This window comes from Umezawaea tangerina (genome assembly GCF_003002815.1).
GTDB lineage: Bacteria > Actinomycetota > Actinomycetes > Mycobacteriales > Pseudonocardiaceae > Umezawaea > Umezawaea tangerina.
Genome location: NZ_PVTF01000017.1, coordinates 51,299 through 71,967, shown reverse-complemented (window position 1 = coordinate 71,967; position 20,669 = coordinate 51,299). Strand labels below are relative to the sequence as shown.

The 20,669-nt window shown below is 68.2% G+C and carries 12 protein-coding genes, 1 tRNA gene and 1 pseudogene; 6 read left to right on the top strand and 8 right to left on the bottom strand.

Features of this window, described 5'->3' with window-relative positions; all coding sequences use genetic code 11:
• Positions 1-151 precede the first annotated feature (151 nt).
• The 3 genes from CLV43_RS40435 (at position 152) to CLV43_RS40425 (ending at position 4,116) form a co-directional block, all read left to right on the top strand.
• Positions 152-985, top strand: coding sequence for a thioredoxin-like domain-containing protein (locus tag CLV43_RS40435; protein WP_106195064.1), 834 nt, complete (start codon positions 152-154; stop codon positions 983-985).
• A 4-nt stretch (positions 986-989) separates the two neighbouring features.
• Entirely contained in the window at positions 990-1,712 is a 723-nt protein-coding gene (locus CLV43_RS40430; protein ID WP_342749851.1) for a DUF305 domain-containing protein, read from the top strand.
• Positions 1,713-2,202: 490 nt separating this feature from the next.
• On the top strand, positions 2,203-4,116 hold the full coding sequence (locus CLV43_RS40425; RefSeq protein WP_106195061.1) for an acyl-CoA dehydrogenase family protein: 1,914 nt from the start codon (positions 2,203-2,205) through the stop codon (positions 4,114-4,116).
• 213 nt (positions 4,117-4,329) lie between these two features.
• Here the strand turns inward: CLV43_RS40425 and CLV43_RS40420 are convergent, their stop codons facing one another.
• Complete coding sequence (locus tag CLV43_RS40420) at positions 4,330-5,475, bottom strand: ROK family transcriptional regulator (RefSeq protein ID WP_106195058.1); 1,146 nt, start codon at positions 5,473-5,475, stop codon at positions 4,330-4,332.
• A 244-nt stretch (positions 5,476-5,719) separates the two neighbouring features.
• Between CLV43_RS40420 and CLV43_RS40415 the strand changes: the two genes are divergently transcribed.
• Complete coding sequence (locus CLV43_RS40415) at positions 5,720-10,003, top strand: GH92 family glycosyl hydrolase (protein WP_106195055.1); 4,284 nt, start codon at positions 5,720-5,722, stop codon at positions 10,001-10,003.
• Positions 10,004-10,055: 52 nt separating this feature from the next.
• Here the strand turns inward: CLV43_RS40415 and CLV43_RS40410 are convergent, their stop codons facing one another.
• Entirely contained in the window at positions 10,056-10,979 is a 924-nt protein-coding gene (locus CLV43_RS40410) for a cation diffusion facilitator family transporter (RefSeq protein WP_106195051.1), read from the bottom strand.
• 44 nt (positions 10,980-11,023) lie between these two features.
• The gene (locus CLV43_RS40405; RefSeq protein WP_106195048.1) at positions 11,024-12,634 is read right to left on the bottom strand and encodes an SDR family oxidoreductase; all 1,611 of its coding nucleotides are present in this window, start codon (positions 12,632-12,634) and stop codon (positions 11,024-11,026) included.
• Positions 12,635-12,700: 66 nt separating this feature from the next.
• Here CLV43_RS40405 and CLV43_RS40400 point away from each other — a divergent pair.
• Positions 12,701-12,775 (top strand) — tRNA-Arg (locus tag CLV43_RS40400).
• 218 nt (positions 12,776-12,993) lie between these two features.
• Here CLV43_RS40400 and CLV43_RS40395 read toward each other — a convergent pair.
• From CLV43_RS40395 to CLV43_RS40380, 3 genes are all read right to left on the bottom strand, one after another.
• Positions 12,994-15,000 (bottom strand): hypothetical protein, encoded by a 2,007-nt coding sequence (locus tag CLV43_RS40395; RefSeq protein ID WP_245887360.1) that lies wholly within the window; start codon positions 14,998-15,000, stop codon positions 12,994-12,996.
• A 253-nt stretch (positions 15,001-15,253) separates the two neighbouring features.
• Positions 15,254-17,341, bottom strand: a complete 2,088-nt coding sequence (locus CLV43_RS40385; protein ID WP_146175106.1) for a hypothetical protein — start codon at positions 17,339-17,341, stop codon at positions 15,254-15,256.
• The gene (locus tag CLV43_RS40380) at positions 17,338-18,237 is read right to left on the bottom strand and encodes a 5'-methylthioadenosine/S-adenosylhomocysteine nucleosidase family protein (RefSeq protein WP_106195036.1); all 900 of its coding nucleotides are present in this window, start codon (positions 18,235-18,237) and stop codon (positions 17,338-17,340) included. Before CLV43_RS40380 ends, CLV43_RS40385 begins: the two co-directional genes overlap by 4 nt.
• A gap of 309 nt (positions 18,238-18,546) precedes the next feature.
• On the opposite strand from CLV43_RS40380, the gene CLV43_RS40375 reads away from it, so the two are divergent.
• Entirely contained in the window at positions 18,547-19,281 is a 735-nt protein-coding gene (locus CLV43_RS40375) for an NUDIX hydrolase (protein WP_106195033.1), read from the top strand.
• A gap of 25 nt (positions 19,282-19,306) precedes the next feature.
• Here CLV43_RS40375 and CLV43_RS50560 read toward each other — a convergent pair.
• Both CLV43_RS50560 and CLV43_RS40365 read right to left on the bottom strand, forming a co-directional pair.
• Positions 19,307-19,720 (bottom strand): annotated as a pseudogene (locus tag CLV43_RS50560) (NUDIX domain-containing protein); the annotation flags it as partial.
• 172 nt (positions 19,721-19,892) lie between these two features.
• Positions 19,893-20,612 carry an NUDIX hydrolase gene (locus tag CLV43_RS40365; RefSeq protein WP_106195027.1) on the bottom strand — a complete coding sequence of 240 codons (720 nt, stop codon included), beginning with the start codon at positions 20,610-20,612 and terminating at the stop codon, positions 19,893-19,895.
• Positions 20,613-20,669: the final 57 nt, after the last annotated feature.

The window sequence follows — 20,669 nt, the reverse complement described above, 5'->3', positions numbered from 1 at the left end:
GTGGGATGGCGCCGCTCACACGGTCAGGTGGCAACTGTTGACGAACGCCCAGCGCGACCGAGTGTTGACGGTGATCAGACACCGTGTCCCTACACTGGCCGGCGGCAGTCGTCCGGCGTCGTGCACGGATGACACGAGATCTGAGGCGGACATGGTCAGCGGCAAGAAGACTAAGGCCAACCGCGGAAGCGTGCAGGCGGCACGCTCCTCCGTGGTGGCGAGCAAGCCCAAGCCCTGGGGCACCATCGCGGCGGTCGTCGCCGTGGTCGCGCTGGCGGTGGGCGTGTTCGGCTACGCGTACTCCAAGATCGACGCGCAGAACCAGAAGGAGGCCGCGCTCGCGCAGTGGACCCCTTCAGACACGAACAAGGACCCGTCGGACAAGATCGCGGGCATCGTCAAGAAGGACTACGAGGCCAGCAAGCACGTCACGGCCACCCAGCGGGTCGCCTACGACCAGAGCCCGCCCTTCGGCGGACCGCACGACGGCACCTGGGCCGACTGCATGGGCACCGTCTACCCGACCGCCGTCCGCACCGAGAACATGGTCCACGGCCTCGAGCACGGCGCCATCTGGATCACCTACAACCCCGACAAGGTCACCGGTGACGCCCTGGAGAAGCTGAAGTCCCGCGTCTCGGGCCAGCCGTACTCCCAGATGTCGCCCTACCCCGGTCTCGACAAGCCGATCTCGCTGCAGTCGTGGGGCCACCAGCTCAAGCTGGACAGCGCCGACGACGAGCGCATCGACCAGTTCATCGAGTCCCTGCGCCGCAACCCGAACACCTACCCCGAGGTCGGCGCCTCCTGCGAGTCCCAGGGCTTCCCCGTCGACAGCCCGCCCCCGTTCGTCGCGGAGGCCCCCGGCGCCGACGCCATCCCGATGACCGGCGGCGAGACCGTCACCTCCGAGGCCAACCAGCCCCCCGCCACCATGAACCCGTCCGCCTCCACCCCGGCGCCGAGCACCCCGCCGAGCAGCTGATCCGATGATGGCCGACACCGAGCAGGACGCGGGCGCGACCGAGCACGTCCAGGACGACCGTCCGACCGGCGGTCCCACCCTGGCGAGGACAGTGGTAATCACCGCTGCCGTGCTCGCCGTGCTCCTGCTCGGTGCCGCCGTCGGCCTGCTCATCAAGCTGCCCGGCTCCACCGACAACGCCTACCCGGACCGCGACTCCGTGGACGTCGGCTTCGCCCAGGACATGGCGGCCCACCACCTCCAGGGCGTCCAGCTCGCGAACATCGCCCGCGACCGGAGCACCACCCTGGAGGTCCGCCAGCTCGCTTTCGACATCGAAAGCACCCAGCTGGAGCAGATCGGCCGCATGAAGGGCTGGCTCCTCCTCTGGAGCTTCCCGGAACAGTCGGTCGACGGCACCCACATGAAGTGGATGGACAACACCGCCCACTCCCACGGCGACTCCCCCACCACCCAGGCCACCCCCGAAATGCCCGGCATGGCCTCCGCCGAGGAACTCACCAAACTCCGCTCCCTCACGGGCCAGGAACTCGACACCTACTTCCTGCAACTCATGCTGCGCCACCACATCGGCGGCGCCCCCATGGCCGAATACGCCGCCACCCACGCAAGCCAACCCGTGGTGCGCCTACTGGCCGACAACATGCTCAAGTCGCAAAGCAGCGAAGTCGAGTACATGCAACAACTACTCACCCAACGCGGCGCCTCCCCCCTGCCACAGAACTAGGCACCAGGGCACACACCCACACAAACCCAGGCGGCCCACCAACTTCGTCCAACGCGCAGCGCGGACGCCTTCCTGTCCAACGCGCAGCAAGAACGCCTTCCTTGCCCAACGCGCAGCGCGGACGCCTTCCCTTCCGATGGCGCAGCCGAGCACAACACCCCACTGGGCGCAGCCCGCCAACGCCCATCCGGCGCGGAGCGCCTGGGGCCTTGTCCGCCGCGCAGCAAGGATGCCCTGTCCGACGGCGAAGCCAAGGATGCCCTGTCCGTCGCGGAGCGTCGGATGCCCTCCCACCCACACTCCCCCACGCACCCCGACGAGAAGCCATCTCTATACCCGTCGAACCTTGTCAAGACAGCCCTATCGTCTTGACAAGGTTCGACGGGTATAGAACACTAGGCGAGCCGGGGTGCCCCACCGGAGCAACCAGCCACCCCTACCCACCAGTAGTACCGTCAACACCCCACCCTCGGCTCCTGGGAGGTCAGCAATGACCACAGCGGACCCCAAAACCCCCACCCCCACCACCCAAGTCGACGAACACCAAGCCCGCCAAGTAGCCGAACAAGCCCGCGAATCCACCTGGAAACGCCCCAGCTTCGGCAAAGAACTCTTCCTCGGCCACTTCCGCCTCGACCTCATCCACCCCCACCCCACCGGCTCCCCGCAAGACATCGAAAACGGCGAAACCTTCCTCAACCACCTCCGCCACTTCTGCGAGACCGAGGTCGACGGCGGCCTCATCGAACGCGAGTCCCGCATCCCCGACGAGGTCTACGCGGGTTTGAAGCGCATCGGCGCGTTCGGCATGAAGATCAAGCAGGAGTACGGCGGTCTCGGCCTCTCGCAGGTCTACTACAACCGCGCCCTGATGCTCGCCGGTTCCGCCAGTCCCGCCATCGGCGCTCTCCTGTCCGCGCACCAGTCCATCGGTGTCCCGCAACCGCTCGCCCTCTTCGGCACCGATGAGCAGAAGAAGGAGTTCCTGCCCCGCTGCGCCAAGGGCGCGATCAGCGCGTTCCTGTTGACGGAGCCCGATGTCGGCAGCGACCCGGCCCGGCTCGGCACCACCGCGACCCCGACCGAGGACGGCGAGGCGTACCTCCTCGACGGCGTGAAGTTGTGGACCACCAACGGTGTCGTCGCTGAGCTGCTCGTGGTGATGGCCGCGGTGCCGGACAAGGGCATCAGCGCGTTCGTCGTCGAGGCCGACTCGCCGGGGATCACCGTCGAGAACCGCAACCGGTTCATGGGCTTGCGCGGCTTGGAGAACGGGGTCACGCGCTTCCACCAGGTGCGGGTTCCGGCGGCGAACCGGATCGGCAAGGAGGGCGCGGGCCTCAAGATCGCGTTGACGACCCTCAACACCGGCCGCCTTTCGTTGCCCGCCTTGTGCGCGGGCGCGGCGAAGTGGTCGCTCAAGATCGCGCGCGAGTGGTCCGCGCAAAGAGTCCAATGGGGACTTCCGATCGGCAAGCACGAGGCCATCGGCGGCAAGATCGCGTTCATCGCGGCGACCGCGTACGCGTTGGAGGCGGTGCTGGACCTCAGCAGCGAGCTCGCCGACGCGGGCAGCAACGACATCCGCATCGAGGCCGCGCTGGCGAAGCTGTACGGCTCGGAGATGGCGTGGCTGGTGGCCGACGAGCTCGTGCAGATCCGCGGCGGCCGCGGCTACGAGACGGCCGACTCGATGGCCGCGCGCGGCGAACGCGGCGTCCCGGCCGAGCAGGTGTTGCGGGACCTGAGGATCAACCGGATCTTCGAGGGCTCCACGGAGATCATGCACCTGATCATCGCGCGCGAGGCCGTCGACGCCCACCTGTCCGTGGCGGGCGACATCATCGACCCCGAGGCCGACCGGTCGCGCAAGGCCAAGGCCGCGGCGAAGGCGGGCGGGTTCTACGCCAAGTGGCTGCCCACGCTCGTCGTCGGCAAGGGCCAGGTGCCCGGCTCGTTCGCCGACTTCGGTCCCCTGGCGACGCACCTGCGCTTCGTCGAGCGGTCGAGCCGCAAGCTCGCGCGGCACACGTTCTACGCGATGTCGCGCTGGCAGGGGAAGATGGAGCGCAAGCAGCGGTTCCTGGGCCGGGTCGTCGACATCGGCGCGGAGCTGTTCGCGATCAGCGCGAGCTGCGTGCGCGCCAAGGCCGACGGCACGAACGCCGTCGAGCTCGCGGACGCGTTCAGCAGGCAGGCGCGGGTGCGGGTCGACGAGCTGTTCGCCCGGCTGTGGACGAACACCGACGACTCCGACCTCGTGCTGACGCGGAAGGTGCTGGCGGGCGAGTACGCCTGGCTCGAGGACGGCGTGCTCGACGCGTCCGTGCCCGGATCCTGGATCGCCGACTCTGCACACCGGGCGTCGACCGCGGAGAACGTGCACCGGACGACTCCGGACTGAGCACCGTTACACGGGGCAGGCGCTGTGCTGGCGCGGGCGCCTGCCCCGTGCGGCCGTGAGCGGCTACGTCCCCCGCATCCCCCACGGCTAACCCGGTGCAACGGAAGGAACTTCAACCCTCCAGGAGGAGGTGCCGGTAACGCTAAGCCACTTTCAGCCCGATGCGCCTACTTCGATCGGGTGAAATACGAGGCGAGCACCGCTCGACTACTCTCAGAGAGTGATCGTCTTCCGGCGGTCGAACACGAGGTCGCGAGCCGACTTCAACCCCAGCGCGATGGCCCCGCTGAGCACCGCCCCGTCCCCGAGCTCCCCCGCGACGATCCGCGGCACCAGCGGCGTGCTGCGCCGCAGCGCCGTCTCCAGCGGCTCGCTGAGCAGCTCGATGTTCGTGCCCACGCCACCGCTGAGCACGACCAGCTCCGGGTCGAGCACCGCGCTCACCGCGGCCACCAGGTACGCCAGCCGCCCGGCCTCGTCGCGCACGACCTCCAGCGCGCGCTCGTCGCCGGACTTCGCCAGCCCGAACACCTCACGGGCGCTGCGCACCTGGTTCAGGCCCCGCGCGTGCGCCATGCCCACCACCGAGTGCGCGGCCGCGGCACCCTCGAACTGCCCCCGGACCTGCGTGTCCTCCGTCGAGTCCGGGTACGGCAGGTAGCCGACCTCGCCCGCGGCGCCGTGCGCGCCGCGGAACAGCCTGCCGTCGATGACGATGCCCATCCCGATCCCGGTGCCGATCGTGACGGCGACGAACACGTCGACCCCGCGGGCCACGCCGTACTCCAGCTCGCCGATCGCGGCGAGGTTCGCGTCGTTCTCCACGACCAGGCCGGGCCCGAGAACGGCCTCCAGCTCGTCGAGGAGGCCCTTGCGCTCCCACCCCGGCAGGTTGGGCGCGAGGTGCATCCCGCGGCCGCCAGGATCAGGCACACCGGGGCTGCCGACCACCTTGGTGATCACGTCGTCGAGGCTCAGCCCGGCGTCGGTGACCGTGCGGACGGCGAGCTCCTGCACCTTGCGCACGAGCGCGTCCGCCGACCGGCACCGGTTGCGCTCGTCGACCCGCGCGATGACCGACCCGGCGAGGTCGGACACGGCGGCCCGGATGCGCAGCCTGCCGATGTCGATGCCCAGCACGTACGCGGCCGCGGGGTTGGGCTCGTAGACCACGGCGGACCGGCCTGGGCCCGCCGTGGTGCGGCCCACGGGTCTCACCAGGCCGTGCCGCTCGAGGTCGAGCAGGGCCTGGCCGACCGTCGGCTTGGAGAGGCCGGTCTCCTTGGCGATCTGCGGCCTGGTCGACGGGCCGTGGTCGCGGAGGCGGTCGAGCACCGCGCGCTGGTTGAGCGCCCTCATACCCGCCGGTGTGCCCACCTGGGGGGCTTTCCGCACGTTCAACTCGTCCTCCGTCAGCACAATGGGGTGATTCTAGGTCCGCGACCTCGCCCGAACGCGGACGCCACACCCATCCGTTCGGGCACTTGGAGCAGCGGGGAGACAGGTAGCCGGACAATTTGCCCCACCGATCTTGACAACGATGTCAAGAAGCGGTTGTGCTGTCGCGCGAGTAGCACCCGAGTCCAACCGGAAGGCGTGCGCAATGGGGCACATGCGGGCGAACAGAACCCGTTTGGCGCTGGTCGGCGTCACCGTCACCGCATTGGTGATGAGTAGCGTGGGAAGCTGGTCATCAGCATCAGCCGCACCGGAAGATCCAGTAGTGAGCGCAGACCTCTTCAGTTCGTCCTTCGAGGACGGACAACCCCAGCCTACCTGGGCCAGCACGGTCGAGACCGACGCACAGGGGAAACCGAAGGCGTCGGGCGTCAACGGCACGGACTCGGTGAGCATTCCCGGCAACGTGACCGACAAGATCGTCGACGTGCAGGCGAACTCCGAGAACACCTCGGGGGGTGAGGTCAAGGAAAACCTCGTCGACGCGAACGTCAACTCGAAGTGGTTGACGTTCACCAGCACGGGGTGGGCGCAATTCCGCTTTTCCGAGCCCACCGCGGTGAAGCGGTACGCGATCTCGTCCGCCAACGACGCCGACGAGCGCGACCCGAAGAACTGGACCCTTCAGGGCTCCGCCGACGGCCAGACCTGGACGACGCTCGACACCCGCACGAACGAGGTCTTCCCGGAGCGGTTGCAGACCAAGGTCTACGACATCGCGAACACCACCGCCTACGCGCAGTACAAGCTCGACATCACGGCCAACGCGGGCGGCGTGAACCTCGTCCAGATCGCCGAGGTCCAGTTCTCCGACGGCTCGACCACCCCCGCGCCGGAGAACATGCGCACGGTGATCGGCAAGGGCGCGACCGGCGGCTACAACGCCAAGTCCAACATCGGCTTCACCGGCCTGCGCGCGCTGCGCTACCAGGGCACGCACGTCGCCGAGGGCCACGGCTACTCCTACAACAAGGTGTTCGACGTCAACGTGCCCGTCACGAAGACGACCGAGCTGTCCTACCTGATCTTCCCGAACTTCATGGTCGACGACCTGAGCTACCCGAGCACGTTCGCCGCGGTGGACCTCGCGTTCTCCGACGGCACGTACCTCAGCGACCTCGGCGCGCGCGACCAGCACGGGTTCGAGCTGTCGCCGAAGGGCCAGGGCGCGTCGAAGACGCTGTACACCAACCAGTGGAACCGGCTCGCGTCGGTCATCGGCTCGGTCGCCGCGGGCAAGACGATCAAGCGGATCCTGGTGGCGTACGACAACCCCAAGGGGCCGGCCAACTTCGACGGCTGGATCGACGACATCGCCATCAGGTCGGCACCGTCCACTCCGGACTACCAGCGGCCGACGGACTACGTGCGCACCACCCGCGGTACGAACTCCAGCGGTTCCTTCTCGCGCGGCAACAACTTCCCGGCCACGGCCGTGCCGCACGGCTTCAACTTCTGGACCCCGATGACGAACGCGGGCTCCACGAGCTGGTTCTACGACTACGCCAAGTTCAACAACCGCGACAACCTGCCCACGTTGCAGGCGTTCTCGGCGAGCCACGAGCCCAGCCCGTGGATGCGCGACCGGCAGACGTTCCAGGTGATGCCGTCGACCGGGACGCCCACCGCGGACCGGGCCGTGCGCGCCCTGCCGTTCAAGCACGAGAACGAGACCGCGCAGGCGCACTACTACAGCGTGAAGTTCGAGAACGGCATGCGCACCGAGATCGCGCCGACCGACCACGCCGCGGTGTTCAGGTTCGGCTTCACCGAGAACACCTCGAACCTGGTGTTCGACAACGTCACCAACGACGGCGGGCTCACGCTGGACGCCGCGACCGGTGTGGTGTCGGGCTTCTCCGACGTCGGCCTCTCCTTCGGCGCGACCCGGATGTTCGTCTACGGCAAGGTCGACCAGCCGGTGAAGTCCAGCGGCAAGCTGACCGGCCAGGGCCGCGACAACGTGGCGGGCTACTTCCAGTTCGACACCAGCGCGCAGAAGACCGTGAACCTGAGGATCGCGACCTCGCTGCTGAGCGTCGACCAGGCGAAGAAGAACCTGGAGCAGGAGATCTCGGCGCAGGACACGTTCGACTCCGTCAAGCAGCGGGCCCAGCAGACCTGGGACAAGCAGCTGGGCATCATCGAGGTCGAGGGCGCCAGCGAGGACCAGCTGACCACGCTGTACTCCAGCCTGTACCGGCTCTACCTCTACCCGAACTCGGGCTTCGAGAACACCGGGTCCTCCGCCGCGCCCGCGTACAAGTACGCGAGCCCGGTGAGCCCCAGCACGGGCCCGAGCACGCCGACCCAGACCGGCGCGAAGGTCGTGGACGGCAAGATCTACGTCAACAACGGCTTCTGGGACACCTACCGCACGACGTGGCCCGCCTACACCCTCTTCACGCCCTCGCAGGCCGGTGAGATGGCGGACGGGTTCATCCAGCAGTACCGCGACGGCGGCTGGGTGTCGCGCTGGTCCTCCCCCGGCTACGCGAACCTGATGACGGGCACCAGCTCCGACGTCGCGTTCACCGACGCCTACGTCAAGGGCATCACCAACCTCGACGTCCAGGGGAACTACGACGCCGCGGTCAGGAACGCCACCGTGACGCCGCCGGACGAGAACGTCGGCCGCCACGGCCAGGACACGGCGATCTTCAAGGGCTACACGTCCACGGCGACCAACGAGGGCATGTCCTGGGCGATCGAGGGCTACGTCAACGACTACGGCATCGCGAACATGTCGAAGGCGCTCTACGACAAGGCCGCCGCGAACGACCCGCGCAAGCAGGAGTACCTCGAGAACTACGAGTACTTCACCAACCGCGCGCTGAACTACGTCAACATGTTCGACCCGGAGGCGGGCTTCTTCCAGGGCCGCAACCCCGACGGCACGCGCAGGCTGCCCGCCGCGGAGTTCGACCCGCGGGTGTGGGGCTACGACTACACCGAGACCGACGCGTGGAACCAGACGTTCTCGGTCCCGCACGACGGCCAGGGCCTGGCGAACCTCTACGGCGGCCGCGAGGGCCTCGGCAAGAAGCTCGACGAGTTCTTCGCCACGCCGGAGACGGCCAAGTTCCCCGGTTCCTACGGCGGTGTCATCCACGAGATGACCGAGGCGCGGGACGTCCGGATGGGGCAGCTCGGCCACAGCAACCAGGTGTCGCACCACATCACCTACATGTACGACTACGCGGGCCAGCCGTGGAAGACGCAGGAGAAGGTCCGCGAGATCACCTCGCGGCTCTACCTCGGCAGCGAGATCGGCCAAGGCTACGCGGGTGACGAGGACAACGGCGAGCAGTCGGCGTGGTTCCTGTTCAGCGCGCTGGGCTTCTACCCGCTGCAGATGGGCAACGCGACCTACGCGGTCGGGTCGCCGCTGTTCACCAAGGCGACGCTGAAGCTGGAGAACGGCAAGAAGCTGGTGGTCAACGCGCCGAAGAACAGCGCGAAGAACATCTACGTGCAGAACCTGAAGGTCAACGGCAAGGTCCACGACAAGAGCTACCTGGACCACAACGTGCTCGCGGCGGGCGCCACGCTCGACTTCGACATGGGCCCGAACCCGTCCAAGTGGGCGACCGGCGCGGACTCCGTTCCGCCGTCGATCACCAAGGGCAACGAGGTCCCGAAGCCGTTGCGCGACATCAGCACCGCGGGCAAGTTCACCGGTCCGGCCGCGCTGGTCGACGACACCACCGCCACCCAGGCGGCGGTCGACTCGGTGCAGGTCGACCTGCCCAACACCAAGGAGAGGGCCGAGTTCTACACGCTGACGTCGTCGTCCACGACGGCCGACGCGAAGAACTGGGTGCTCAAGGGTTCGCTCGACGGCAAGACGTGGACCACGGCCGACGAGCGCAAGGACCAGAAGTTCACCTGGCGCAAGCAGACCCGCGCGTTCAAGATCGCCAAGCCGGGCTTCTACCGGTACTACCGGCTGGAGATCGCGGGCGGCGCCACGCTGGCCGAGTTCGAACTGCTGGCCAAGCCCCCGGTGACGGCCACCAGGACGATCACCGAGCAGGTCAACGGGCCGCTCACGGTCGGCAACGGCGTCACGGTGGTCGACGGCGCGACGGTCAGCGGTCCGGTCACCGTCAACGCGGGCGCGTCGCTGTACGTGTTCGGCGGCAAGGTGAACGGGCCGATCTCGGCCACCGGCGCGGGCTCCGTGGTGCTGGTCGACACCGAGGTCGGCGGACCGGTGAGCGTGGTCGGGGCGACGGGCTCGGTGAACGTCGAGAACACCAAGGTCGGCGGTCCGGTCAGCATCGTGAACAACAAGGCGCCGGTGGTCTTCGCCGGCAACGCGGTCGGCGGGCCCGCGACCGGGAGCGGCAACGTGCCCGCTCCCGTGAACAACGGCCTGGCGAACACCGTTCAGGGCCCGAAGGCGGGGCAGCTGGCCAGTTTGTAAGCGGCACGGCATGAGAAAGGGGAGCCTCCTCGGAGGCTCCCCTTTCTCGTTGCTACCAGGACATCTCGCGGCACCGCCGGGCGGAGTCGCCGGGCTCGACCTGGAGCGTGGCGTGCTCGATGTGGTACCGCTCGGCCAGCAGCGCCTGCGCGATCCGCAGCACCTCGGCGGGGTCGGCGTCGTGCCCGATCGTCAGGTGCGCCGACGCCACCTCCATGCCGGAGGTCAGCGTCCACACGTGCAGGTCGTGCGCCTCGGTGACACCGGGCAGCTTCGCCAGGTCGGCCTGCACGGCGGCCACGTCGAGGCCCTGGGGAGCGTGCTGGAACAGGATGTGCAGCGCGTTCTTGGCGAGCTTCCACGTCCGCGGCAGGACCCACAGCCCGATGAGGACACCCGTGATCGGGTCGGCGTAGCGCCAGCCGAAGACCAGCGTGGCGAACCCGCTCAGCAGCACCCCGACCGAGCCGACGAGGTCCGCGAGCACCTCCAGGTACGCGCCCCGGACGTTGATGCTCTCCTTGGCCCCGCCGCGCAGCATCAGGAACGACGCGATGTTCGCGACCAGGCCCAGCGACGCGGCCAGGACCACCGGCACACCGGGCACCGCGGGCGGGTCGCCGAACCGGCCGACCGCCTCGTACAGCACGTACCCGGCGACGCCGAACAGCAGCACCGCGTTGGCCAGGGCCGCGAGCACCTCGGCCCGGTACAGCCCGAACGTGCGGTTGAGCCCGGTCGTGGCGCGGCGGGCGAGGATGATCGCGGCCAGGGCCATGCCGACCCCGAGCACGTCGGTGAGCATGTGCGCGGCGTCCGAGATCAGCGCCAGCGACGACGTCGCCCAGCCGACCGCGAACTCCACGACCATGAAGACCGCGCCGATCCCGAACGCGATCCACAGCTTCCCGATGTGCCTGCCCGACGCGCTCGCCGCCTCCGCAGGCGACACGCCGTGTCCATGCCCGTGACCCATGGGAGCAACATATAGCGACATGCGCATGTGTGCAATGTGACCGACTACTGACGCCAGGTAGGCGACCCCAACCGTCCCAGCACGCGGACGGCCTTCGGCGAGACGCGCCCGACGAACCGCGCGATCCGCGACTCCGGCGTCACCGGGACCACCACCCGATTCTGGCGGACCGCGCGCAGAACCGCCGTGGCAACACGTTCGGGTCCGTAGCCGCGGCGCTGGTAGGTCTTCGTCACCGCGTCGCGTTTCTCCTGCTCAGCGGCACCGTCGACGCCCGCGAACGTGGCGCTGCGGGTGATGTCGGTGTGCACCACACCGGGGCAGATCGCCGTGACGCCGATCCCTTCGGGTGACAGCTCCTCGGCCAGGCACTCGGCCAGCATCAGCACCGCGGCCTTCGTCGTCGAGTACGCGGGCAGCGCCTTGGACGGGAAGTAGCTGGCCATCGAGGCCGTGACCACGAGGTGCCCGCCCTCGCCCCGTTCCACCTGCTGCGCCGCGAACGCCCGCAACGTGTGCACGACGCCCCACAGGTTCACGTCCACCACCCGCCGCCAGTCGTCGTCCGACGTGGCCATGAACGGCCCCGCGACCACCACCCCGGCGTTCGCCATCACCACGTCCGGCACCCCGTGCTCGGCCTTGATCCGCTCCGCCAGCGCCCGCGTCGCGGCCCCGTCGGCCACGTCCAGCTCGTACCCGTGCCCCCGCACCTCCCGCGCCGTCCGCCGCGCCGCCGCCCCGTCCACGTCGACCGCCACCACCTCGGCCCCGTCCACCGCGAACGCCAGCGCCGTCGCCCTCCCGATCCCGCTCCCGGCCCCGGTGATCACCACCAGCTCCCGCCGCGGCGGCGTCCCGTCCACGAACTCCGCGATCATCCGCGCCACCGCCTCCGGGTGCGTCCGCGGCGCCCAGTGCGACGCCTGCAACGACCGCCGCGTCAGGTCCGCCACGAACGGCTTCGCCGCGTCCAGGTGCGCCTCCTTCACGAACGGGTCCCGCCGCAACGCGATCTGCAGCACCCGCACCCCCACAACCCCCGGCGACCGCCCCCGCCCCACGTTCGCCCGGTAGAACCCCAACCCGTTCACCAGCTCCCGGTGCTGCGCCCCCAACCGCCCCCGCACCTTCCGCGACCGCCACACCAGCTCCGGCACCACCGGCACCATGAACCCCGCGATGTACCAGGACGTCCGGAGCAGGTTCACCACCCTCACCGGATGCCTCCGATTCCGCCGCACCCAGTCCCCCACGTGATCAAGCGACGGCCCCGACAAACTCACGAACGACCCGAACAGGTCTGGACGCTCCTCCACCGCCCTCCACCCCACCACCGACCCCCAGTCATGCCCAACCAGATGCACAACCTCCCCAGGCACAACCTCCTCAACCACCCCCACCAACACCCCAACCAGCCGCTCAACCCGATACCCACCCCTCCCAACAGGCTTCTCCGACCCCCCAGCCCCAGGCAGGTCGAACCTCACCACCCGAAACCCCCCACCAAGCCTCCGAGCAACCCCGTCCCACACCCCCGCCGTATCCGGATACCCATGCACCAACACCACCACCGGCCCACTGGCAGCACCCTCCACCACCACCCGAACCCGCAGGTCACCCACCACAACCACCCGCTCAACCCCAGCCTCCATACAACCGGAGGGTAGGGGGTGAAACACCCCTCCGACAGGTGCGCTAGGATCATCCCGACAGCTACGGCCCCCGTAGCTCAGGGGATAGAGCACCGCCCTCCGGAGGCGGTGGCGCAGGTTCGAATCCTGCCGGGGGCACCACGCAGGTCAAGTGCAAGTCAGGTCGGGAAGCAATGCTTTCCGACCTGACTTGCGTTATAGGACATTAAGCCTACTGGTCGTGCCGTCCTTGTGTTCGCTCATCTCGACGCATTCCACGTCCGCAAAGAGCGAATTGGAATCGCCGAAGCAGTTTCCACAACCAAGTCGGGCAATGCAATTCACCGCATCAGATGAACTGCACCCCTCACGCCATCAATTCACTCGTACCAACCTTGCGACCACCTCTGGCTGCGCTCACGGTCACGGGCGATCCAGTCAGCGCCCTCGCAGGCGACCGCCTCCAGGATCGGAAGAGCGGTGTCGATACCGGAGGTGTGGAGTGCTGCGAGGAACAGCTCGGACTCGTCCTCGATGTCGTCTTCGTACTGGTTGCGGAAGTTCTCCGCCACCACGGTGATGTCCCTGCCGTTGACCAAGGTCAACTGGAACGAGCGGCTGCGCAGCTGTTCGACCTCCTTTCCCCTCCGGGTGGCTCGAAGCCCTTTCTCCGTAACGCTGGCCGACGCCAACGCGTCGTAGCGGAAGAGGTGGCGTTGTTCGTTCCACGCGTCACCGGAGAGGAAGTCCAGCTCGACTCGCGCCTCGCGCACGCCACTGTGGGTGAGCAGGAAGAGCTGTACGACGTACCGGGAGAAGCGCGGCGGGCCGTGCACGACTCGCGCTCGTAGGGCACCTCTGGCGCCTTCCGTCATCACGACGTGCGTGACGAGGTCGTGCGCGGGCAGGTTGGCGCGGCTGATCGCGTTGTCCCTCAGGTATGCCCTGTCCATGGCCAGCCAGCGGGCCATTTCGCTGTCGCTCGGGCGGTCGGCCAGGACTTCCAGCCAACGCTGATAAGCGTCCACCTCGGCCTTGTGAACGTGCTCGGCGTCGTCGCGGAGGAACTTGACGACGTCCCGGACCGCCCTCGCGCGCATCGCGCTCCTGCCGGCGAAGAAGCCGCCCACGCCGAGGAACAGCACGGGCGGGAACCCGTTGGAGAGCAGCAGGACCAACATCCCCAGGACTCCGACCGCGAGACCGGTTCGGAAGAGGCGCGTCTCACGAGGCGGAATGGCCATCTGGTTGTGGGACAACCCGTTGTCCACCCATCCGTCGGCGACCTGGCGAGCGTGCCAGCGGATCAGCCAACCGATCGAGCCTGCTGATATGCGCGAGTTCCCGTACAGGTCTACGAAGCGCTGCTTCAGGTGCGCGCTGATGCCCGCGGTGTAGCCGGGCCAGTCGCCTGCGATGTGCGGGCGGGCTTCCGTGAAGTAGCCGTCGACCAGCCCATGCACCTCTTGGACGAACTCGGTCGTGACCCAATGCCCCGGCGAGCGCGCCACCACGGGGTGCAGGGGCGGCATGACCTCACGCCGCTTGACGGTGTTGCGCAACTTCACGGCTTCCCGCACGCCGCCGTGGCGGTGCAGCAAATAGCCGGCACCGGCGAGCAGCGGCAGGCCGAGCAGGACCCCGAGCAACGTCGGGTAGGCCAAAGTCATCACCACGCCGACCAGCAGCGCGGCGCCGCCCGCGACCAACCCCACCTTGTCGCCCTGGTCGACGCTCATGGCCGGCGGCGCGTACAGCTTGGGCTTGACGGGATCGGGCTCGAAGAACTTCCAAGCCCGTGCGGCACGTCCGGATCCCAGCCGCTCCGCAACGACCCGAACGGCATGAGAGGCCTCAAGTCTTTCCTTCACCACACCGCTGAGGATCATGCGCATGTGCTCGGACAACTCGTACTGCCGGGGCTGCGGAAGGGAGTCGAAGGAGCGGAGGACGTGGTCGAGGTCCTCGCTCCTCGAACCACCAGCCGCCTCGTCGCGCACGAATCGAACAAGGCGCCAGCCGACCGAGAACGCGTCGCTCCACTCGTCGGGCGGGAGGGAAGCGGACATCTTGCGTGCGCCGATGATGCGACCGGGCAGCTCGCCGTGCAGGTCGTGGAACGACCGCTCGCCGACCACGGACAAGAAGTAGAGGTAGGCCCGCTCCGTCGTCACGTGCCCGGCGCGGAGCAGCTTGTCGAAGATGCGCTCCGCCTCACGGGGAAGGCCGCCTTCGAGGAAGTTGCGTGCGACCTCGTGCCTGCGCTCCGGCGGATCGTCCTGGTTGACGTGGTAGACGGACTCGTAGTGGATCGCCGTGTCGCCGTAGTGGGCGCCGACCTGCTGGCCGACTTGCGCACCGGACCGCGCTTCGTTGTGGTTGTCCACGTGGGGCTGCCCGTCGAAAGGAGCACTGGAGCCAGGGGGGATCATCGATCCTCCCCCGCAGGAAGAGCTGCTGCCGCGAGGCGTTCGGCTGCCGACGCGATGAGGGTGACTGTCATGGGTCGTCTCCACGGCGGCACCCCGACGGGTGCCGCCCTCGTTCTGCCGAGGTTGGGCGCGGACGGCGAATCCGCTGAGCGGCCTGGTCGATCCGCTCGCACCGAGTCCCGGCGCGAGCGATGGCGCAGCCGGGCTCTCACCCCACGGCCGCGACCTCATCCCACTCGTGGGACCACTGCTTGCGGCGTTCCTGCTCGTGGGCGATCCAGCCCTCGCCCTCCGCCGCGATCGCTTCGAGGATGGGCAGCGCGTTCTCGATCCCCGACGTCTCGTAGGCGACGTCCATCAGGTCCGACTCGCTCTCCTGGGCGGAGTGCTGCCAGCTCTTGAAGGTGTTCACCTTCATCTCGATGGCCTCACCGTTGCTGAGGACCAGGCGGAACTCCTTGCTCCTCAAGTTCTCCACGTCGGGGCTGCGAACGGCATCCACGGCAGTGGTGCGCGTGCCCTTCTCCGTCACCTTCGCCGACACGACTGCGTCGTACCTGAACATGAAGCGCACTTCGTTCTGCGCCTCGCCCGTGAACGCATCCAGTCGGACCTTGACCAGGCGCAGGCCCTTCCAGGTGAGCAAGAGCATGTGGACCGTGTAGGCCTCGTACCGCGGTGGGCCGTCCTGCAAGCGGCTGCGCCGGGCGAACGGCGCGCACTCGGTCAGCACGACGTATTCGAGGACGTGGTCCCGCTTCACCTGAACGCGCTTGATGACGTCGGACACCAGGTAGAACTTGTCCAGGGCGTGCCACCGCGCGATCTGCGCGTCGGTGGGCCGGTCCGCCAGTTCCTCGACGCGCTCGCGGTAGGCATCCAACTCCTCGCGGTACAACGCGTCCGCCGCGTCCGCCGCGGCGTGGTTCGCCTTCCTCGTGGCTTCGACGCTCACCCCGTGCTTCACGGCGAACCAGCCACCGGACGCCAGGAAGAACACCGCCCAAATGTCCTGCGCCCACAGCGCGTCGATCAACCCCGCCACCACCGCGAGGAAGCCGAGGAAGAAGCGCAGGACCGTGCCGGAACCACTGTCGTCGGGTCCGTCCTGGGCCTGCGGACCACGTGCCCGAGCCACGTGCCACTCGACCAGCCACCTGAGGTTGACGGGCTCGACTTCGTGGGGTCGGTACGACTTGACCAAGCGGTTCTTCAAGTAGGCGCGGTACGCCTTGTACGGCGCCTCGCCCTCCTTTTCCGACGGAGCAGCACCTCCGGGTCCAGTCCTCTTGAAGAGGCGGTCGACCATGGACCCGATGTTCTTGCCGAACCCCGACCGCGCCGGGACGTCGTCCTCCCACGCCATGTCGTCGCCACCACCAGGCGGCGCGAAGTCCTGGCTGTTCGCGCCAGGTGACCTCCTGATGAGCTCCAGTACGACACCGTGCCTGAACAAGCCCCGGAACCCCGCCGTCAGCAACAACAACTCCGGCACGATGCCCAGCCTGAGCGGCCCCGAGACGAGGAGGAACACTCCGACGAGGAGTCCGAGGGAACCGAGGAACACACGCGGCCCGTCGCCGGGCTTCGACATCATCGGGTACGGCGGGTACGGCCTCGGCTCCGCCGGGTCGGCCTCGAAGAACTTCGCGGACTGGCTCGCGCGCTCGGGGACGATGCGCTCCCGCATCATGTGCAGCTTGAGATCGGACTCCCACCACTCCTGGTCCAGCCCCTTGAGGATCACGTCCATGTGCCGGGCGATCTCCTCCTGACGGGGCAGCGGCAGCGCGCTCAGGACCGCAGCCACGTCGGTTCGTTCTTCCCCCTTGTGTTCCCCGACCTCCCGGCGCACTCGACGGAGCAGGTCCCAGACGACGCTGAAAGCGTCCGACCAGCTGTCGGCGAGGGACGACGAGCAGTACTTGTGCATCTCCCTGACGTTGTCGAGGAGCTCGCCGGACAACTCCGTCAGCGACCGCTCGCTCATCATGGACAGCGTGTAGTAGTAGGCCCTCTCGGTGGAGATCCACCCGCTCCTGATCAGAGCCGCGAACATCTCCTCCGCCCGGCGCGGCGCGCCGCCGTCGAGGAGGTTGCGGGCTACATCGTGCCTGCGTTCAGGCGGATCGTCCTGGTTGACGTGGTAGGTGTAGCTGTCCTGGTGGATCGTGGTGTCACCGACCTGGAAGCCCACCTGCTGGCCGACCTGCGCGCCATCGGACGCCGTGTTCTGGTTGTCGACCTTCGGCGAGGCGCTCTCGTCTGCGGGACTCGCATCCGATTCGCCGTTCACCGCCCGTTCCCCGTCCACGTGGATCGGAAGTCGCCGATCTGCACGCCGGCCTGCTGGCCTACACGGGCGTCGCCGCTCGCCGAGTTGGTGTTGTGGATCGTGGGCAGCGGAGGGATGTCCGGTTGTGCGCTTCGGGCCGCTCCGCCTTCGGAGGCGTCGTCGAGCGCCGCGACGAGGGCGATCGCGAACGCGGCCGCGTTGCGGGCGGCGAGAGCTTGGGTGCCTTGGCGGTCGCTGGCCGATTTCGTGCCGTCCGCGTGGTCGCTGATGGCTCGGATGGTCATCGTCGGGATGTTGCCGCTCAAGTGGGCCGCGTGCGCGAAACCCGAGCTCTCCATCTCGACGGCCACCGCGTCGTTGTAGTTGTGCTTCAACGTCCGTGCGAGCGGTGACGTCCTGGAGTTCAGCAGGACATCGCCGGCGGCGATCGGGTCGAAGTGCACACCGGGTCCCGCATGTCCTTCGTTGTCCGGCAGGTAGGAGCACCAGGAGTCGTTGCGGGGCAACCGCCTCGCCCTCTGCTCGAGCGCATGCGAGGCGTCCCAGGACCGAGGCCGCGCCAAGTCCGCACCGTCCTCGCTGCGAGCGCCGTGGTGCGAGTAGACCTTGGTGGCCACGACTACGTCACCGATCTCCAGCCAGTCGCGCAGTCCTCCTGCCACGCCGACGAACAGCATTGCGGTCGGGGAGAACTCGGCGCGGGCGCGTTCCGTCAACGCTGCGGCGGTCGTGGTCCCCGGCCCGGTCACACCGAGCGCCACTTGGCGGCCCGGTCGGGTGGTGAGCGTGCCGACCTCGAACACGGTTCCCGCGGCGTGCGTCCGCTCGTGGACATCGGTCAGGTGGGCGAGCACCGCTCGGTGCTCGATGTCGAGCGCGGTCAGGATCACGAACATCGAAATCACTCCAAGGCGGTTCCACGTGGGCGGATCCGCATTCGTCGTACGCCAATGGATTGCGGAGAGCGGGTCCGCGGCTCAGCTGGGTCTGGCTTTCCGTCGGCAGCGCTCATCGCAGGAGATGTCGAACGCGAGGAGAACTTGGGGCACTGCCCGGTGATGCGCGAGACGCTAACGCAGATCCGCAGTTCTCGTCAATATGACAGTAAAGACGATCATGATTCCCCCCAAATCTGCGGGTAAAATGTTGCAAGTGGACGGATAATCGCCGAACGATCACCACCGCAGTCACCGAAAGCGACGATCATGGTCGACAAATCCTGGAAGATCCCCGAAGTCGCGTTGGCCGTCGATCTCGCGGTGCTGACCGTGCGGGCAGGCGCTCTGCAGATCATGCTGGTCGAACGGGGTATCGAGCCCTACCGGGGAAAGTTGGCCCTTCCCGGAGGCTTCCTCTCGGACGTCGACGAGAACCTTGACGACGCCGCCAGCCGCGAACTCGCCGAGGAAACCGGCCTTGAACTGGCAGGACTGCACTTCGAGCAACTCGGTACCTACGGCGCGGCGAACCGGGATCCGCGCCGTCGCGTGGTGACCGTCTGCTACCTCGCCTTCGTCCCGGAGCTGGCGTCGCCCACGGCGGGCGGCGATGCCCGGTCAGCCGCCTGGGTACCCGCCACGACCGCGCTGGACCAGCGAACAGAACTCGCCTTCGACCACAAGAAGATCGTCGAAGACGCGGTGGAGCGAGCGCGCAGCAAGATCGAGTACACGACACTGGCAGCCGCGTTCTGCGCGCCGGAGTTCACCGTGGCGGACCTCCGCCAGGTGTACGAGCTCGTGTGGGACGAACCGCTCGACCCGCGCAACTTCAACCGCAAGGTCACCGGGACCGAGGGCTTCCTGGTCGCGACCGGCGCCCAGACGAGCCGTCAGAGCGGGCGTCCGGCCGCCCTCTACCGCCGCGGGCCCGCGCACCTGCTGCACCCGGCGATGCTGCGGCCCCCTCCGCCGAAACCGGACACCACCCGAACTTCCTGACCACCGCGTCGCGGACGATGTCGCGGTGGTCGAAGGCGACCTCGACGGCACCCGACAGGAAGTCTGCCACGGGTAACCAGCTCGCGGTGCGGGCATCACTACCGCCGGCCACCTCGGGAACACCGGCCGCATAACCGTGGAACGCCACGCTGATCACACACCCGCGCGGATCCCTTCCCGGTTCCGAGTAGTAGCCGAAACGCCGCAGGCGCTTGCGCTCTACCTCCATGCCGGTCTCCTCTTCCAGCTCGCGCACGGCGGCGTCCAGGGCGCTCTCCCCCGGCTCCACGAAGCCGCCGGGTAGCGCCAGCGCCGCACTGAAGGGCTCCTTGCCCCGCTCCACGGCAAGGACCAGCAGCTCGCCTCCCCTCCTGGTGAACAACACCACGTCCGCGGTGAACACACGAGTCGTGACGCTCCGGCCATCGCTGTTCGTCATGTCATCAGACTAGGTTATTGTCACTATGACATCAAGTGGTTTGACGGCATGACTTGGCTGTGCTGAGCCAATTGTCATTACGACAAACCAGCAGAGCGCATCGTGGAGATCTACTGTTCGCCCGGTGTCGCCGTGCGGGCCGCCACCTTCGCCCTGGTGGTGGTCGCGGCGCTCAGCGGCCGCGCGAGCGCTCAGGTGTCGTCGACCGCGGCCTCATCATCGGCGGTGCGAGCAGCTCCGCGTCGCCGGCGCGGTAGAGCGCGGCCGGACGGCCGTTGGCGACGGGGCGCTTGCCACCCGTCGGAACGAGAAAGCCGTCCGCCTCGGTGACCTTCCTGTGGAAGTTCGGCTTGTCCAGCGTCACCCCCCAGATCACCTCGTAGACCTCGCGCAGCTCACCGATCGTGAAGTCATCGCCGCAGAACGCCGTCGCGATCGTGCGGAACTGGAGTTCGGCACGCGCCAGTTCCACCGCGTCTCGCAGGATCTGGTCGTGGTCGAACGCCAACCCGGTGCTCTCGACCACGCCAACCGGCGCCCACCGGGCGGACCGGGCGTCGGAGCCCGCCGTGGGCAGCGGCAGGTCGGGCGCGATGGCCAGGTAGGCGCACGTCACCACCCTGGGTCGCCGGGGATCCCGTTCAGGATCCGAGTAGACGCCGACCTGCTGGAGGTGGAGCTTCTCAGCCCTGACGCCGGTCTCCTCGCAGAGTTCCCGCGCGGCGGTCTCATCGAGGTTTTCACCTCCCCGGAGGAAGCCACCCGGCAGTGCGAGCCGCCCTTCGAACGGCTCGTTCCCCCGTTCCACGACCAACACGCAGAGGGTGCCGTCCCGGATCGTCAGGATCACGAGGTCTGCGGTGAGCGTGACGGTCTGCCTGGCGCGGCTCATGCCCGGAGGGTACTGAGCGGGAGCGGCGAAGCGCACGGACCCGCGGTCGACGCGACC

Excerpts from the sequence above, each read along its gene's own strand:
- CLV43_RS40435 (WP_106195064.1), top strand. The coding sequence starts at position 152 with ATGGTCAGCGGCAAGAAGACTAAGGCCAACCGCGGAAGCGTGCAGGCG.
- CLV43_RS40430 (WP_342749851.1), top strand. The coding sequence starts at position 990 with ATGATGGCCGACACCGAGCAGGACGCGGGCGCGACCGAGCACGTCCAG.
- CLV43_RS40425 (WP_106195061.1), top strand. The coding sequence starts at position 2,203 with ATGACCACAGCGGACCCCAAAACCCCCACCCCCACCACCCAAGTCGAC.
- CLV43_RS40420 (WP_106195058.1), bottom strand. The coding sequence starts at position 5,475 with ATGAGGGCGCTCAACCAGCGCGCGGTGCTCGACCGCCTCCGCGACCAC.
- CLV43_RS40415 (WP_106195055.1), top strand. The coding sequence starts at position 5,720 with ATGGGGCACATGCGGGCGAACAGAACCCGTTTGGCGCTGGTCGGCGTC.
- CLV43_RS40410 (WP_106195051.1), bottom strand. The coding sequence starts at position 10,979 with ATGGGTCACGGGCATGGACACGGCGTGTCGCCTGCGGAGGCGGCGAGC.
- CLV43_RS40405 (WP_106195048.1), bottom strand. The coding sequence starts at position 12,634 with ATGGAGGCTGGGGTTGAGCGGGTGGTTGTGGTGGGTGACCTGCGGGTT.
- CLV43_RS40380 (WP_106195036.1), bottom strand. The coding sequence starts at position 18,237 with ATGTTCGTGATCCTGACCGCGCTCGACATCGAGCACCGAGCGGTGCTC.
- CLV43_RS40375 (WP_106195033.1), top strand. The coding sequence starts at position 18,547 with ATGGTCGACAAATCCTGGAAGATCCCCGAAGTCGCGTTGGCCGTCGAT.
- CLV43_RS40365 (WP_106195027.1), bottom strand. The coding sequence starts at position 20,612 with ATGAGCCGCGCCAGGCAGACCGTCACGCTCACCGCAGACCTCGTGATC.